Source organism: Leclercia sp. G3L (assembly GCF_021117075.1).
Classification (GTDB): domain Bacteria; phylum Pseudomonadota; class Gammaproteobacteria; order Enterobacterales; family Enterobacteriaceae; genus Enterobacter; species Enterobacter adecarboxylatus_C.
Window position 1 is genome coordinate 1,696,004 of the sequence record NZ_CP088265.1, and the last position, 15,920, is coordinate 1,711,923.

General features: G+C 57.0%; 13 protein-coding genes. 6 read left to right on the forward strand and 7 right to left on the reverse strand.

What is annotated here, in order from left to right; all coding sequences use genetic code 11:
• Positions 1-13 precede the first annotated feature (13 nt).
• On the forward strand, positions 14-1,651 hold the full coding sequence (locus LRS40_RS09535; protein WP_231313596.1) for a dihydroxyacetone kinase subunit DhaK: 1,638 nt from the start codon (positions 14-16) through the stop codon (positions 1,649-1,651).
• A 44-nt stretch (positions 1,652-1,695) separates the two neighbouring features.
• Here the strand turns inward: LRS40_RS09535 and LRS40_RS09540 are convergent, their stop codons facing one another.
• From LRS40_RS09540 to pepA, 5 genes are all read right to left on the reverse strand, one after another.
• Positions 1,696-2,715: an NAD(P)-dependent alcohol dehydrogenase gene (locus tag LRS40_RS09540; protein WP_231313597.1), complete on the reverse strand. Its 1,020-nt coding sequence runs from the start codon at positions 2,713-2,715 to the stop codon at positions 1,696-1,698.
• 82 nt (positions 2,716-2,797) lie between these two features.
• On the reverse strand, positions 2,798-3,301 hold the full coding sequence (locus LRS40_RS09545) for a GNAT family N-acetyltransferase (RefSeq protein WP_142487267.1): 504 nt from the start codon (positions 3,299-3,301) through the stop codon (positions 2,798-2,800).
• A gap of 11 nt (positions 3,302-3,312) precedes the next feature.
• Positions 3,313-6,168, reverse strand: coding sequence for a valine--tRNA ligase (locus LRS40_RS09550; RefSeq protein ID WP_142487266.1), 2,856 nt, complete (start codon positions 6,166-6,168; stop codon positions 3,313-3,315).
• Positions 6,168-6,611, reverse strand: coding sequence for a DNA polymerase III subunit chi (gene holC, locus LRS40_RS09555; RefSeq protein WP_142487265.1), 444 nt, complete (start codon positions 6,609-6,611; stop codon positions 6,168-6,170). The genes LRS40_RS09550 and holC overlap by 1 nt, the downstream gene beginning before the upstream one ends.
• 121 nt (positions 6,612-6,732) lie before the next feature.
• On the reverse strand, positions 6,733-8,244 hold the full coding sequence (gene pepA / locus LRS40_RS09560) for a leucyl aminopeptidase (protein WP_142487264.1): 1,512 nt from the start codon (positions 8,242-8,244) through the stop codon (positions 6,733-6,735).
• 266 nt (positions 8,245-8,510) lie between these two features.
• Here pepA and lptF point away from each other — a divergent pair, with 266 nt between their 5' ends.
• The 5 genes from lptF (at position 8,511) to mtgA (ending at position 14,765) form a co-directional block, all read left to right on the forward strand.
• Positions 8,511-9,611 (forward strand): LPS export ABC transporter permease LptF, encoded by a 1,101-nt coding sequence (gene lptF, locus LRS40_RS09565; protein ID WP_231313598.1) that lies wholly within the window; start codon positions 8,511-8,513, stop codon positions 9,609-9,611.
• Complete coding sequence (lptG, locus tag LRS40_RS09570; RefSeq protein WP_142487262.1) at positions 9,611-10,693, forward strand: LPS export ABC transporter permease LptG; 1,083 nt, start codon at positions 9,611-9,613, stop codon at positions 10,691-10,693. Before lptF ends, lptG begins: the two co-directional genes overlap by 1 nt.
• Positions 10,694-10,827: 134 nt before the next feature.
• A complete protein-coding gene (arcB, locus tag LRS40_RS09575; RefSeq protein ID WP_231313599.1) occupies positions 10,828-13,161 on the forward strand; it encodes an aerobic respiration two-component sensor histidine kinase ArcB in 2,334 nt (777 codons plus the stop codon).
• Positions 13,162-13,389: 228 nt separating this feature from the next.
• Complete coding sequence (gene elbB, locus LRS40_RS09580) at positions 13,390-14,043, forward strand: isoprenoid biosynthesis glyoxalase ElbB (RefSeq protein WP_231313600.1); 654 nt, start codon at positions 13,390-13,392, stop codon at positions 14,041-14,043.
• Positions 14,040-14,765 carry a monofunctional biosynthetic peptidoglycan transglycosylase gene (gene mtgA / locus LRS40_RS09585; protein WP_370649949.1) on the forward strand — a complete coding sequence of 242 codons (726 nt, stop codon included), beginning with the start codon at positions 14,040-14,042 and terminating at the stop codon, positions 14,763-14,765. Before elbB ends, mtgA begins: the two co-directional genes overlap by 4 nt.
• On the opposite strand, the gene npr is transcribed toward mtgA, so the two are convergent.
• Both npr and rapZ read right to left on the reverse strand, forming a co-directional pair.
• Entirely contained in the window at positions 14,762-15,034 is a 273-nt protein-coding gene (gene npr / locus LRS40_RS09590; RefSeq protein ID WP_032614489.1) for a PTS phosphocarrier protein NPr, read from the reverse strand. The two genes, mtgA and npr, sit on opposite strands and share 4 nt — an antisense overlap.
• Positions 15,031-15,885, reverse strand: coding sequence for an RNase adapter RapZ (gene rapZ / locus LRS40_RS09595; RefSeq protein ID WP_142487259.1), 855 nt, complete (start codon positions 15,883-15,885; stop codon positions 15,031-15,033). Before rapZ ends, npr begins: the two co-directional genes overlap by 4 nt.
• Positions 15,886-15,920: the final 35 nt, after the last annotated feature.

Genomic DNA, 15,920 nt, shown 5'->3' on the forward strand with positions numbered 1-15,920 from the left:
ATATTGGAAAGCTATGTCCAGATTCTTCTTTAACGACCGCAAACAGCTGGTTAATGACGCCATTGAAGGTATGCTCATTTCCGCCCCGCATGGCAATCTCGTCAAACTGGATAGCGATCCGGCTATCCGCGTCGTGGTGCGCGCCGACTGGGATAAAAGCCGCGTGGCGGTGATTTCCGGGGGCGGATCCGGCCATGAACCGGCGCATGCGGGATTTGTGGGTAAAGGGATGCTGACTGCTGCCGTCTGTGGCGATCTGTTTGCTTCACCGAGCGTAGAGGCGGTGCTGAATGCCATCGTGGCGGTGACGGGCGATCGTGGCTGTCTGCTGATCGTCAAAAACTACACCGGGGATCGCCTCAACTTTGGCCTCGCGGCGGAAAAAGCCAGGTGCCTTGGGCTCAAAGTGGAGATGGTGATTGTGGCCGATGATATCGCCCTCCCGGATAACAAACAGCCGCGCGGCATCGCCGGAACCGCGCTGGTGCATAAGATTGCCGGGTACGCCGCCGAACAGGGGAAATCGTTAAATGAGGTACGGGACATGGCTCGTCAGGCCTGCGACAACCTCTGGAGCCTGGGCGTAGCGATGCAGACCTGCAACCTGCCGGGCAGCGACGATGAAGAGGGGCGTATCAGGAAAGGCCATGTTGAGCTGGGGCTTGGGATCCACGGTGAGCCCGGGGCCTCGGTGGTCGAGACACAAAACAGCAGGGCGATTATCGATACGCTGGTGAAACCCTTGCTGGCGCAGGCAGGTGTTGGGCGGCTGGCCGTGCTGATCAATAACCTCGGCGGCGTCTCGGCGCTGGAGATGGCACTGCTGGCCAAAGAGCTGGCGCATTCGGCCCTGAAGGATCAGATCGCCTGGTTGATTGGCCCGGCGCCGCTGGTGAGTTCGCTGGACATGAAAGGCTTTTCGTTATCCCTGCTGAAGCTGAATCCGGCCTTTGAGCAGGCGATTACCGCGCCGGTGGAGACGCTGGGCTGGCAAAAGCCGGTGGCCTTCGCGCCGCTGCGCACGCTGACGCACACTCCGCTGCATGACAGCGTGGAGTTTACGCCGTCGGCGAACGCAAACGTTGCGCGGTATCTCGCCGCTGCCACGGGCTGCTTAATCGCCCTGGAAAATCGCCTTAATGCCCTGGATGCGAAAGTAGGGGACGGCGATACGGGATCGACCTTTGCGCAAGGCGCGCGGGATATTGCGCAATGGCTTGAAGAGGAACGCCTGCCGCTGAACGATCTGCCGCAATTGTTGCTGGTGGTGGGGGAGCGGCTGGCGACGGTGATGGGGGGATCGAGCGGGGTGTTGATGTCGATCTTCTTTACCGCCGCCGGGCAGGCGCTGCGTGGCGGTAAGTCCTTGCCCGATGCCTTACTGACCGGACTTGCGCAAATGAAACATTATGGCGGGGCCGATCGCGGCGATCGTACCTTGATCGACGCACTCCAGCCCGCGCTGGAAGCGCTGCAGAGCGGGGATCTTGAGGCCGCCGCCAGTGCGGCACAGCAGGGCGCTGATGCCACAGCAAGCATGAGCAAAGCCGGAGCGGGGCGCTCGTCCTATGTGAATAAGGAGAATCTCGATGGGGTAGCCGATCCTGGCGCGGTGGCGGTGGCCGAGGTGTTTGGCGCGTTAGTGCGGTAGTGGTTAAATGCCCGGTACGCGTAGCGCTACCGGGCAACAACAGCTTAAAAGTCTGCTTTCAGCACCACGCGGTAACGGGCTTTGCCGTCACGAACGTGCTGGAGCGCTTCGTTGATTTTCGACATCGGATACATCTCGATGGTCGGAGAGACTTTGGTGCGGCCGGCAAACTTCATCAGCTTACGCAGCTCATAAGGTGTGCCTGTTGCAGAACCCGATACGCTGCGATCGCCGCCAATCAGCGTGAACGCAGGAACCGGCAGTGGCTTCAGGACGGCACCGACGGTATGGAAGTTGCCGCCGTAGGCCAGCGCTTCAAAGTACGGCTGCCAGTCGAGATCGACGTTCACGGTATTGATGATTAAATCAAACTGACCTGCCAGGGCTTTCAACAGCTCAGGATCCCGGCTGTTCACCACCTTATCAGCCCCCATCGCCAGCACTTCTTGCTCTTTTGCCGGGTTGGAACTGAACGCCGTCACTTCGCAGCCCATGGCATGCAGAAGCTTGATGGCAATATGGCCCAGACCGCCGATACCAATGACCCCCACGCGGCTGGTGGCGGTGATATGGTGCATCAGCAGTGGTTTGAAAACCGTGATCCCGCCGCACAGCAGTGGACCGGCGGATTCGATATCGATCTGATCAGGGAGAGGAATGACCCACTGCCAGTCGGCGCGCAGTTTGTCGGCGAAACCGCCGTTATTGAGGATGGTAGGCGTGGCGCCTTCCAGACAGTTAATCTGGTTGCCGCTGATACAGGCGTCACAGTGACCGCAGCTGCGTGCGGTCCAGCCAATGCCCACGCGCTGGCCAACCTTCAGCCCTTTTTCCTGCGCGGCACTGCCCAGGGCCACCACGCGGCCAATGACTTCGTGCCCGGCAATCAGCGGGTATTGCGAGAAGCCCCATTCGTTATCGATCATCGACAGATCGGAATGGCAGATTCCACAGTAATCAACCTGAACTTCAACGTCTTCTGCTTTCAGCTCGCCCGCATCGTATTCGTACAGCTCAAGCTCTGCACCCGCCTGCGGTGCGGCGTAGCTTTTTATCTTCGACATGATATTACCCCCTGATGGTGTGGAACTGAGAGTGTAGAGCATTCAGTTTACAGTCGCTTAACAGAAGGGGGCAGGAAGGGAATTATAACGTTTTTAACATCCGCACTTCGCAATCAACATGTCCGGTACATCCCAGCGGCTGGTCGATATGCTCAAAGCCGAGATGTTCGTACAGTCTGATGGCGTCGGTCAGAAAGGCAGTGGTTTCGAGATAGCAGCGTTTAAAACCCTGCTCGCGGGCATGATCCAGCGCCTGTAACGCCAGTTTTTTTGCTAAGCCTTGTCCACGGACGACGGGCAGGAAGTACATTTTTTGCAGTTCGCAGATGTCCGGCTCGCTGCAGGAGAGCGGCGCAACGCCGCCGCCACCCACAACCTGGCCGTTCTGCTCAACAACCCAATAGGCATGCCCCGGCTGGCTGTACACCGAATACAGTTCGTCGAGATTGGGATCCGCAACGGTATAGCCTTTATCGGCCGTCAGGCCGTATTCGGCTGATACCCGGCGGATAACGCCGGCAATTGCCGGGTTATCCGTGGCGGTGATACGGCGCAGATGCGCCGTTACAGAGGCATTTACATGCATAGCTTCACTCATCACAGCGCGCTAATGACAGCCTGTTGCTCAATCAGTTTCGCTTTCGCATCGGCGAAACCAACCAGACGCTCACGCTCTTTAGCGATAACCGCTTCCGGTGCGCGGGCGACAAAGCCTTCGTTAGACAGTTTGCTTTCGATCTTACCGATTTCGATTTCGACTTTGGCCACTTCTTTCGCCAGACGTGCCAGCTCAGCATCTTTGTCAACCAGGCCAGCCATCGGGATCAGCAGCTCGGCACCGTCGATGATTTTGGTCACGGAGACCGGACCTTTATCATCCGCAGGCAGCACGGTGATGCTCTCCAGACGCGCCATGGTCTGCAGGAAGGTGCTGTTCTCGGTGACGCGACGAACCGCAGCCTCGCTGCAGCCACGCAGCAGCAGCGCCAGCGGTTTACCCGGGGAGATGTTCATCTCTGCACGGATGTTACGCACGGCAACGATCGCCTGCTTCAGCCACTCGGTATCGGCGGCTGCGGCCTCATCAACCTGCGCAGCATCGAATTCCGGGAACGGCTGCAGCATGATGGTGTCGGCACTGATACCGGCAATGACCTTCACACGCTGCCAGATGGTTTCGGTGATGAACGGGATGATCGGGTGCGCCAGGCGCAGCAGACCTTCCAGCACGGTAATCAGGGTATTGCGCGTGCCGCGCAGTTCCGCTTCAGTTCCGCCGTTCATAACCGGTTTGGTCAGCTCCAGGTACCAGTCACAGAACTGGTTCCAGGTGAACTCGTACAGGATGCCTGCTGCGATATCGAAGCGATAGCTATCCAGCGCCTCACGGAACGCTTTAGTGGTCTGGTTGAATTCCGCCAGGATCCAGCGGTCGGCCAGCGACAGGGTCATTTCGCCGCCGTTAAAGCCGCAATCCTGATCTTCGGTGTTCATCAGCACAAAGCGGCTGGCGTTCCACAGCTTGTTACAGAAGTTGCGGTAACCTTCCAGACGCTTCATGTCCCAGTTGATGTCACGACCGGTAGAGGCCAGCGCCGCGAGGGTGAAACGCAGGGCGTCGGTGCCGTGTGGCTCGATGCCGTCCGGGAACTGCTTCTCGGTACGCTTGCGGATCTTCTCAGCCAGCTGCGGCTGCATCATGTTGCCGGTACGTTTCTCCAGCAGGTCTTCCAGCGAGATACCGTCAACCATGTCCAGCGGGTCAATAACGTTACCCTTGGACTTGGACATCTTCTGGCCTTCGTCGTCACGGATCAGACCGGTCATGTAGACGGTATGGAACGGAACCTGCGGCTTGCCGTCTTCATCTTTGATGAAGTGCATGGTCATCATGATCATGCGGGCGATCCAGAAGAAGATAATGTCGAAGCCGGACACCATCACGCTGGTTGGGTGGAACTGACGCAGCGCGTCGGTGTTCTCTGGCCAGCCGAGCGTGGAGAAGGTCCACAGCGCGGAGGAGAACCAGGTGTCCAGCACGTCCTCGTCCTGACGCAGGGCAACGTCAGCGCTCAGGTTGTTTTCCTGACGCACTTCGTCTTCAGTGCGACCAACGTAGACGTTGCCTTCGTTGTCATACCACGCCGGAATGCGGTGACCCCACCACAGCTGACGGGAGATACACCAGTCCTGAATATCGCGCATCCAGGAGAAGTACATGTTTTCGTACTGTTTCGGTACGAACTGGATGCTACCGTTCTCAACCGCTTCAACCGCCGGTTTCGCCAGCACGTCGGCGCGGACGTACCACTGGTCGGTCAGCATCGGTTCGATCACCACGCCGCCACGGTCACCGTAAGGAACGGTGAGGTCGTGCGGTTTGATCTCTTCCAGCAGGCCCAGAGCATCAACAGCGGCAACCACTGCTTTACGCGCGGCAAAACGCTCCAGCTTCTGGAACTCAGCCGGGATGTCGCTGGAATAAACGTCAGACTCTTCGCCTTTGGTGTCATACACTTCCGCGCTTTCACGGATGTCACCATCAAAGGTCAGGATGTTGATCATCGGCAGGGCGTGACGACGACCGACTTCGTAGTCGTTAAAGTCGTGCGCCGGGGTGATCTTCACGCAGCCTGTGCCTTTTTCCATGTCAGCGTGTTCATCGCCCACAATCGGAATGCGGCGGTTTACCAGCGGCAGCACCACGAACTTGCCAATCAGATCTTTATAACGCGGATCTTCCGGGTTCACGGCTACGCCGGTGTCGCCCAGCAGGGTTTCCGGACGCGTGGTGGCGACCACCAGATAATCTTTACCGTCTGCGGTTTTGGCACCGTCGGCCAGCGGATAGCGGATGTGCCACATGGAGCCTTTAGACTCGCGGTTTTCCACTTCCAGGTCAGAGATGGCGGTGCGCAGTTTCGGGTCCCAGTTTACCAGGCGCTTGCCGCGGTAAATCAGGTCTTCTTTATACAGACGGACGAACACTTCTTTTACGGCGTTGGAGAGACCTTCGTCCATGGTGAAGCGCTCGCGCTCCCAGTCCACGGAGTTACCGAGACGGCGCATCTGACGGGTAATGGTGCCGCCGGATTCTGCTTTCCACTGCCAGATTTTGTCGATAAAGGCGTCGCGGCCGTAGTCGTGACGGGTTTTACCTTCTTCAGCGGCAATCTTGCGTTCGACCACCATCTGGGTAGCAATACCCGCGTGGTCAGTACCGGCCTGCCACAGGGTGTTTTTACCCTGCATGCGCTGGTAACGGATCATGGTGTCCATGATGGTCTGCTGGAAGGCATGACCCATATGCAAACTGCCGGTGACGTTCGGCGGCGGGATCATGATGCAGAAGGACTCTTTGCTTTCATCGCCGTTAGGCTTGAAATAGCCCTGCTGTTCCCAGTGCTCGTAAAGCGGCTGTTCGATATCGCGTGGGTTGTATGTCTTTTCCATTATTTCCAGGTTGCCGTATTCAGGTTAAAACCAGCCAGGCGGTACGCTTTATAGCGTTCGCGCGCCAGTTGTTTCAAAGAATCTTCGTGAGGGACAAAGTCTACCACTTCTGTGAAAGCGGTGGCAAAATCTGCAAAGCCGGTACGCAGGCTGATTAAAATATCCCGCGGGCTGCTGTTGCGTTTTTGCGGCCAGGCGATCTCCACCGGCGCGCCACCGCGCGGTCCTTCCCCCGCGAGATTATGCGGAACAAAACTTTCTGACGGTCGTGCCCACAGGGCTTCATCCAGACGGATGGCCTGCTGTTCATCTTCGCAGGCAATGAGCACGCGTTTTCCACCGCGCCAACGTTCTGCGGCAATCTCACACACCAGCTGTTCGACGGCGCTTAAGCCATCCTGTTGCGTGTCATTGTCCAGAAGATAGAACGTTGCGTTTTTCATATATGGGGCTTCTTGTTTTGGATTTAAATGCAAAGCCGGGTGGCGCTACGCTTACCCGGCCTACAAACGGCATTTTCCGTAGGCCCGGTAAGCGTAGCGCCACCGGGCAACAGACGATGAATTACTCTTCGCCGTTAAACCCGGCGCGGTTCAGCAGGAACTGCGACAGCAGAGCAACAGGGCGGCCGGTAGCGCCTTTGGCTTTACCGGAACGCCATGCGGTACCGGCGATGTCCAGGTGGGCCCAGTTGTATTTGCGGGTAAAGCGCGCCAGGAAGCAGGCGGCAGTAATGGCCCCGCCAGGACGCCCACCGATGTTGGCCATATCCGCAAAGTTGGACTCCAGCTGCTCCTGGTACTCATCGGCCATCGGCAGACGCCACGCACGGTCACCCGCCTGTTCAGAGGCGCCAATCAGCTCGTGGGCCAACGGGTTGTGGTTCGACATCAGACCGGTGATGTGATGCCCCAGCGCAATTACACAGGCGCCGGTCAGAGTTGCCACGTCGATCACCGCTTCTGGCTCGAAGCGCTCAACGTAGGTCAGTACGTCGCAAAGCACCAGACGGCCTTCAGCGTCGGTGTTCAGCACTTCCACGGTCTGCCCCGACATGGTGGTGAGCACGTCGCCAGGACGATAGGCGCGACCACCCGGCATGTTTTCACAGCCCGCCAGCACGCCGATCACGTTGATGGGCAGCTGGAGTTCCGCGACCATGCGCATCACGCCGTAGACCGCTGCCGCGCCGCACATGTCGTACTTCATCTCGTCCATGCCTTCGGCAGGCTTGATAGAGATACCGCCGGAGTCGAAGGTCAGGCCTTTACCGACCAGTACAATCGGACGCACATCTTCAGACGGGCTGCCCTTATACTCAATGACCGACATCAGGGATTCATTTTGTGAACCGTTCCCGACGGCCAGGTAGGAGTGCATACCCAGCTCTTTCATCTGCTGCTCGCCAATCACGCGGGTGACAACGTTTTTGCTGTAGGAGTCTGCCAGCTGGCGCGCCTGGGAGGCGAGATAACCCGCGTTACAGATGTTTGGCGGCATATTGCCGAGGTCTTTCGCAGCCTTGATCCCGGCAGCGATGGCCAGACCATGCTGGATGGCGCGCTCGCCGCTGGTCAGCTCACGACGGGTCGGGACGTTAAAGACCATTTTACGCAGCGGACGACGGGGTTCGCTTTTGGTGGTTTTCAGCTGATCAAAGCTGTACAGCGTCTCTTTTGCTGTCTCAACCGCCTGACGCACTTTCCAGTAGGTGTTGCGGCCTTTGACGTGCAGTTCGGTCAGAAAACACACGGCCTCCATTGAGCCAGTATCATTCAGCGTATTAATCGTTTTCTGAATAACCTGTTTGTACTGGCGCTCATCCAGCTCGCGCTCTTTGCCACAGCCAATCAGCAGGATACGCTCGGACAGTACGTTCGGCACATGATGCAGCAGCAGCGTCTGTCCCGGTTTGCCTTCCAGCTCGCCACGGCGCAGCAGGGCGCTGATGTAGCCGTCACTGATTTTATCGAGCTGCTCTGCGATCGGAGAGAGTCTGCGGGGTTCAAACACGCCGACAACGATGCAGGCACTCCGCTGTTTCTCCGGGCTACCGCTTTTTACACTGAACTCCATGAACTACGCTCCTGAATCTTAAAGACAACAGCAGCAGCTACGGATAGAATTGAAACCTTTCGTAACTCATGCCCGCTGTTGCGGTGACTTCGTGTTAATCTTACGTTATTACGGTTTCGACACGTCATAGCAACTGCTGAAGCGCGAATCCGCCGGGTGTTCTAATCTTAGCGATGATTTCGACGACTCAAGAGAATAAATGACGTTTAAGCCATGAAACAAGCGATTTTCCTGCAAAAAGACGGGTTTTTACGGGCGTATTTAATGTGATAATCATAAGATATCTGGTGCGGGAGACGCTAAAAAGCCAGCTGGCGATACTCTTCATCCTGCTTCTGATCTTTTTCTGTCAGAAACTGGTGAGGATCCTCGGCGCGGCTGTCGACGGCGAAATTCCCACAAATCTGGTGCTTTCTCTGCTTGGGTTAGGCGTGCCTGAAATGGCGCAGCTTATCCTGCCATTAAGCCTTTTCCTCGGACTGCTGATGACGCTCGGTAAACTCTATACCGAAAGCGAAATCACCGTCATGCATGCCTGTGGTTTGAGTAAAGCGGTTCTGATTAAGGCCGCCATGGTCCTGGCGCTGTTTACCGGCATCGTCGCCGCGGTGAACGTGATGTGGGCTGGTCCTGTCTCTTCCCGTCATCAGGATGAGGTGCTGGCTGAAGCGAAAGCGAACCCCGGCATGGCCGCACTGGCGCAGGGGCAGTTCCAGCAGGCTACAGATGGTAATTCCGTGCTGTTTATCGAAAGCGTGGATGGCAGCAGCTTTAACGAGGTTTTCCTCGCGCAAATCCGCCCTAAAGGAAATGCTCGTCCGTCGGTGGTGGTAGCCGACTCCGGTCAGCTCGCGCAGGGTAAAGACGGTTCGCAGATCGTGACCCTGAATAAAGGCACCCGCTTTGAGGGCACGGCGCTGCTGCGCGACTTCCGCATCACCGACTTCCAGAACTATCAGGCGATTATTGGTCATCAGGCGGTGGCGCTGGATCCCAGCGATACTGAGCAGATGAGCATGCGTACGCTGATCAATACCGATACCAATCGTGCCCGCGCGGAGCTGCACTGGCGTATTACTCTGGTATTCACCGTCTTTATGATGGCGTTGATGGTGGTGCCGCTCAGCGTGGTCAACCCACGCCAGGGTCGTGTGCTTTCCATGCTGCCCGCGATGCTGCTGTATCTGGTGTTCTTCCTGCTGCAAACCTCGATCAAATCGAATGGCGGTAAAGGAAAAATCGACCCGGTTATCTGGACATGGGTGATTAACGGACTCTATCTGCTGTTGGCCGTCATCCTCAACCTGTGGGATACCGTGCCGATGCGCCGTGTACGAGCCCGGTTTACGCGTAAAGGAGCGGTGTAATGCAGGCGTTTGGCGTTCTTGACCGCTATATCGGTAAAACCATTTTTACCACCATCATGATGACGTTATTCATGCTGGTGTCTCTCTCAGCCATCATCAAGTTTGTCGACCAGCTGAAAAAGGCCGGGCAGGGGAGCTATGATGCGTTGGGGGCGGGTATGTATACCCTGCTCAGCATTCCGAAAGATGTGCAAATCTTCTTCCCGATGGCGGCGCTGTTAGGCGCCCTGCTGGGGCTGGGGATGCTGGCGCAGCGCAGTGAGCTGGTGGTAATGCAGGCGTCGGGCTTTACCCGTATGCAGGTTGCGCTGTCAGTGATGAAAACCGCAATCCCGCTGGTATTGCTGACGATGGCGATGGGCGAGTGGGTTGCACCGCAGGGCGAGCAGATGGCGCGTAACTATCGCGCACAGATGATGTATGGCGGCTCGCTGCTCTCTACCCAGCAGGGGCTGTGGGCGAAAGACGGCAATAACTTTGTCTATATCGAACGTGTTACCGGCGATAACACGCTCGGCGGCGTGAGCATCTACAGCTTTAACGATCAGCGCCGTTTGCAGGCGGTTCGTTATGCCACGTCGGCCACCTTCGATACCGATAAAAAGGTCTGGCGTCTGTCCCAGGTGGATGAGTCAAACCTGCAGGATCCAAAGCAGATCACCGGTTCGCAAACGGTCACTGGCACCTGGAAAACCAATCTGACCCCCGACAAGCTCGGCGTGGTAGCCCTCGATCCGGATGCGCTGTCCATCAGCGGGCTGCACAACTACGTGAAGTACCTGAAGTCGAGCGGCCAGGACGCCGGACGTTACCAGCTCAATATGTGGAGCAAGATCTTCCAGCCGCTCTCCGTGGCGGTGATGATGCTGATGGCGCTGTCGTTTATCTTCGGCCCGCTGCGTAGCGTTCCCATGGGGGTACGCGTCGTCACCGGCATCAGCTTCGGCTTTGTTTTCTACGTTCTCGATCAGATCTTCGGTCCGTTGACGCTGGTTTACGGTATCCCGCCAATTATCGGCGCGCTACTGCCGAGCGCCTCCTTCTTCCTGATCAGTCTCTGGATGCTGTTGAAGCGCTCCTGACCCTTCACACCTCATCTCCTCCTTTGGGAGGTGAGGTGCCTCCTCTGTTTTACCCCTCACTTTTTTGCACAACCTTCAACGTCTTGCCTGGAATTTGAGTATTATTGTGCGATGACGTCGTGAAGAGATCCCCTATGAAGCAAATTCGGTTACTGGCGCAATACTATGTCGATCTGATGATGAAGCTTGGCCTGGTCCGCTTCTCCCTGTTGCTGGCGCTGGCGCTGGTGGTGCTGGCGATTGTGGTGCAGATGGCCATTACTATGGTCCTGCACGGCCAGGTTGAGAGCATTGACCTCATCCGGTCTATTTTCTTCGGCCTGCTGATCACCCCCTGGGCGGTCTATTTCCTCTCGGTGGTGGTTGAACAGCTGGAAGAGTCCCGCCAGCGGCTGACCCGGCTGGTGGAAAAGCTGGAGGAGATGCGCGAGCGCGATTTGAAGCTCAACGTGCAGCTGAAAGATAACATTGCCCAACTGAACCAGGAGATCTCAGACCGCGTAAAAGCGGAGGCCGAGCGCCAGACCACGCTGGAACAGCTGAAAATCGAAATGAAAGAGCGCGAGCAGACGCAGATCCAGCTTGAGCAGCAATCCTCATTCCTGCGCTCGTTCCTTGATGCCTCCCCGGATCTGGTCTTCTACCGTAATGAAGACAAAGAGTTCTCAGGCTGTAACCGGGCGATGGAGCTCCTGACCGGTAAAAGCGAAAAGCAGCTCGTCAGCCTGCGTCCGCAGGACGTCTACTCACCCGAGGCGGCCGCCAAAGTTATCGAAACCGATGAGAAGGTATTCCGTCATAATGTCTCCCTGACCTACGAACAGTGGCTCGACTACCCGGACGGGCGTAAAGCCTGTTTTGAAATCCGTAAAGTGCCTTATTACGACCGCGTCGGGAAACGCCACGGGCTGATGGGCTTCGGGCGAGACATTACCGAGCGTAAGCGCTATCAGGATGCTCTGGAGCGCGCCAGCCGCGATAAGACCACCTTTATCTCCACCATCAGCCATGAGCTGCGTACCCCGCTCAACGGCATCGTTGGCTTAAGCCGCATTCTGCTCGATACCGAACTGACGACCGAGCAGGAGAAATATCTGAAAACAATCCACGTTTCAGCGGTCACGCTCGGTAATATCTTCAACGATATTATCGACATGGATAAGATGGAGCGGCGCAAAGTCCAGCTGGATAACCAGCCGGTGGACTTCACCAGCTTCCTTGCCGATCTGGAAAACCTCTCCGGCCTGCAGGCGCAGCAGAAAGGGCTACGCTTTGTGATGGAGCCAACTCTGCCGCTGCCGCACAAGGTGGTGACTGACGGCACCCGCCTGCGTCAGATCCTGTGGAACTTGATCAGCAACGCGGTCAAGTTTACCCAGAACGGACAGGTTGCGGTTCGCGTGCGTTACGGCGAGGGCGAGATGCTGCACTTCGAGGTGGAGGATTCCGGTATCGGTATTCCGCAGGAGGAGCAGGACAAGATCTTCGCCATGTATTATCAGGTTAAAGACAGCCAGGGCGGCAAGCCAGCCACCGGCACCGGCATTGGCCTGGCGGTATCACGCCGGCTGGCGAAGAGCATGGGGGGCGACATTACCGTAGCCAGTAATCCTGGGCACGGCTCCCTGTTTAAACTCAGCGTTCACGCTCCGGCCGTGGCGGAAGAGGTCGAGGATACCTTTGCTCACGATGATATGCCGCTGCCTGCCCTGCACGTGCTGCTGGTGGAAGACATTGAACTGAACGTGATTGTTGCGCGTTCGGTGCTGGAGAAACTCGGCAGCAGCGTGGACGTCGCCATGACCGGTAAAGCCGCGCTGGAGATGTTCACCCCGGGAGAATACGACCTGGTGCTGCTGGATATTCAGCTCCCGGACATGACCGGGCTGGACATCTCCCGTGAACTGACCAGCCGCTACGCCAGCGACGAGCTGCCGCCGCTGGTGGCACTCACCGCCAACGTGCTGAAAGACAAAAAAGAGTATCTCGATGCCGGTATGGACGACGTACTGAGTAAACCGCTGGCGGTACCGGCCTTAACCGCCATGATTAAGAAGTTCTGGGACACCTGTGACGAAGAGGAGAGCACCATGACGACGGTAGATACGGGAAAAGTGCAGTCTTTGCTGGATATCGAAATGCTGGAGCAGTACATCGAGCTGGTGGGTCCGAAGTTGATCACGGACGGTATAGCCATATTCGAAAAGATGATGCCGGGTTATCTGAACGTGCTGGAGTCTAATCTGACGGCGCGGGATCAGAAAGGCATCGTTGAAGAGGGTCATAAGATCAAAGGTGCCGCCGGATCTATCGGATTGCGCCATCTACAACAGTTAGGTAAGCAGATCCAGTCCCCGGATTTACCGGCGTGGGAAGATAACGTGGGTGAATGGGTTGAAGAGATGAAGCAGGAGTGGCAAAACGATGTGGCCGTTCTGAAAGCCTGGGTGGAGAGCAGAAAAAAATGACCCCGGCTAAACCGGGGTGCGCGAATACTGCGCCAACACCAGGGAAATCTTGGCTGCGCCTTAAGACGTTATTTTAGGATAATGGCGTAGCCGGAAAATTCAGGCCGCAAGCAGTTAAGATAGCAAATCTTAAATACTTTGTTACATGAATCAGTTAAATGTGTGAAGCACACCGTTTTAATCAGAATTTTTAATGTGCATGTAACATTTTTCGAGAGGGATCGCAGGATGAAAAAGGTTGGTGTAGTACTGAGCGGTTGCGGTGTTTACGATGGTTCTGAAATTCATGAAGCGGTTATGACGCTGCTGGCGCTGGCGCGTAACGGCGCAGAAGCGGTCTGTTTTGCCCCCGACAAAGCCCAGTCCGATGTTATTAATCACCTGACCGGCGAACCGCTGGCGGAAAGCCGAAATGTTCTGACTGAAGCGGCGCGGATCGCGCGCGGGCAGATCCGCCCGCTCAGTGAGGCGCGTGCCGCGGAGCTGGATGCGCTAATTGTCCCGGGCGGTTTTGGCGCCGCAAAGAACCTCAGCGATTTTGCCCACCAGGGCAGCGCCTGCCGGGTAGAGAACGATTTAAAAGCTCTGGCGCTGGAGATGCATGAGGCCGGGAAACCGCTGGGCTTTATCTGTATTGCTCCCGCGATGCTGCCGGCTATCTTCGATATCCCGCTGCGTCTGACCATCGGTACCGACATCGATACCGCCGAGGCGATTGAGGATATGGGCGGTGAGCATATCACTTGTCCGGTGGACGACATCGTGGTTGATGAAGAGAACAGGATTGTGACCACCCCTGCGTACATGCTGGCGCAAAATATTGCGGAAGCCGCGACGGGCATTGAGAAGCTCGTCGCTCGCGTACTGGTGCTGGCGGCATGAGATTGAAGCGTCCCCGATCCGGCTGGGTAAGACGGATCGTCATTCGCGTTTTGCTGGTGATGGCGGTCTTCTGGGGGGGCGGCATCGCCCTGTTTAGCTTTGTGCCGGTGCCGTTTTCGGCGGTGATGATTGAACGTCAGCTGGGAAGCTGGCTGAGAGGGGATTTCAGCTATGTTGCCCATTCTGACTGGGTGAGTATGGATGAGATCTCGCCGTGGATGGGACTGGCCGTTATTGCCGCCGAAGATCAGAAATTCCCGGACCACTGGGGGTTTGACGTGGGGGCGATAGAGAAGGCGTTAGCGCATAACGAGCGTAATGAGAGCCGTATTCGCGGCGCATCGACGCTTTCTCAGCAAACGGCGAAAAACCTGTTTTTGTGGGATGGACGCAGCTGGATGAGAAAGGGATTTGAAGCCGGGCTGACGCTGGGGATCGAAACGGTGTGGAGTAAGAAACGCATCCTGACGGTGTACCTGAATATCGCGGAGTTTGGCGAGGGCGTCTTTGGTGTTGAAGCCGCCGCCCAGCGTTATTTCCACAAACCTGCCAGCCGCCTGTCGGCATCTGAAGCCGCGCTGCTGGCCGCCGTGTTACCGAACCCAATCCGCTTTAAGGCCAGCGCACCCTCAGGCTATGTACGCAGCCGTCAGGCGTGGATCCTGCGCCAGATGCGTCAGCTGGGTGGGGAAGGGTTTATGCAGGCAAATAAGCTGCATTAATCCTCATCAAATCCGGCGTTAAACAGCGCAATCACCGCCGCCAGCGCCTCGACTTCCTGCGGGCCGGTGGCTTCGATTTCGATCTGGCGGCCCTTGGCGGAGTCCAGCATCAGCAGCGCAATCACGCTGTTGGCTTCGGCTTCGGTGCCTTCGTCATTACGCAGCAGAACTTCCGCGTCAAACCCCTGCATCAGTTCAAATAACTTCATCGCCGGGCGTGCATGCATGCCCAGCTTATTGGTGATCTCAACGGTCTGCTTTACGGTCATGTTTTACGTTTTTCCAGCGTACGATGACGGGACTGCACGTTTTTGCCGCGCGAGCGGAAATAGTCAGCCAGTTGCTCAGCAATGTAGACCGAACGGTGTTTGCCCCCGGTACAGCCAATCGCCACCGTCAGATAGCTGCGATTGTTTGTCTCCAGCATCGGCAACCAGAGTTCAAGGTAGCTGCGCGTCTGATAGATAAAGTTATGTACTTCCGTATGCCTGTCAAGGAACGCGGCAACCGGCTTATCCAGGCCGGTCATCGGACGCAGCTTGGGATCCCAGTGCGGGTTCGGCAGGAAGCGCACGTCAAACACATAGTCTGCGTCGATAGGGATGCCGTGCTTAAAGCCGAAGGATTCAAAGACCATCGTCAGCTCACGCTCGCGTTTGCCCAGCAGGCGGGTACGCAGCATCTCCGCCAGTTCATGGACGGACATTTCAGAAGTATCGACGATCAGATCGGCGCGGGAGCGCAGCGGCTCCAGCAGATCGCTCTCCTGGTCAATGGCGCTTTCCAGCGACAGATTTTTGCTGGAGAGCGGATGCAGACGGCGGGTATCGCTGTAGCGACGGATCAGCGTATTGCGATCGGCATCAAGGAACAGCAGCTGAGGTGAAAATGCCTCTGGCAAATTGCTCATCGCCTGCTCAAAGATCTCCGGCGATTCAGGCATGTTACGCACGTCGATGCTGACCGCGGCCGAAATCTGCCGATCGGCCAGCGATTTCGCCAGCTCGGGCAGCAGCACCACCGGCAGGTTATCTACGCAGTAAAAGCCCATATCTTCCAGCGCTCGCAGGGCGACCGATTTTCCGGATCCCGAACGACCGCTGACGATCATCAGCACCATGTACCATTTCTCCTCAGGACTACAGATGTCAAAGC

What these genes read in the sequence shown, in the direction of transcription:
- LRS40_RS09535 (WP_231313596.1), top strand. Translation starts at nt 14, where the DNA reads ATGTCCAGATTCTTCTTTAACGACCGCAAACAGCTGGTTAATGACGCC.
- LRS40_RS09540 (WP_231313597.1), bottom strand. Translation starts at nt 2,715, where the DNA reads ATGTCGAAGATAAAAAGCTACGCCGCACCGCAGGCGGGTGCAGAGCTT.
- LRS40_RS09545 (WP_142487267.1), bottom strand. Translation starts at nt 3,301, where the DNA reads ATGCATGTAAATGCCTCTGTAACGGCGCATCTGCGCCGTATCACCGCC.
- LRS40_RS09550 (WP_142487266.1), bottom strand. Translation starts at nt 6,168, where the DNA reads ATGGAAAAGACATACAACCCACGCGATATCGAACAGCCGCTTTACGAG.
- holC (WP_142487265.1), bottom strand. Translation starts at nt 6,611, where the DNA reads ATGAAAAACGCAACGTTCTATCTTCTGGACAATGACACGCAACAGGAT.
- pepA (WP_142487264.1), bottom strand. Translation starts at nt 8,244, where the DNA reads ATGGAGTTCAGTGTAAAAAGCGGTAGCCCGGAGAAACAGCGGAGTGCC.
- lptG (WP_142487262.1), top strand. Translation starts at nt 9,611, where the DNA reads ATGCAGGCGTTTGGCGTTCTTGACCGCTATATCGGTAAAACCATTTTT.
- arcB (WP_231313599.1), top strand. Translation starts at nt 10,828, where the DNA reads ATGAAGCAAATTCGGTTACTGGCGCAATACTATGTCGATCTGATGATG.
- elbB (WP_231313600.1), top strand. Translation starts at nt 13,390, where the DNA reads ATGAAAAAGGTTGGTGTAGTACTGAGCGGTTGCGGTGTTTACGATGGT.
- mtgA (WP_370649949.1), top strand. Translation starts at nt 14,040, where the DNA reads ATGAGATTGAAGCGTCCCCGATCCGGCTGGGTAAGACGGATCGTCATT.
- npr (WP_032614489.1), bottom strand. Translation starts at nt 15,034, where the DNA reads ATGACCGTAAAGCAGACCGTTGAGATCACCAATAAGCTGGGCATGCAT.
- rapZ (WP_142487259.1), bottom strand. Translation starts at nt 15,885, where the DNA reads ATGGTGCTGATGATCGTCAGCGGTCGTTCGGGATCCGGAAAATCGGTC.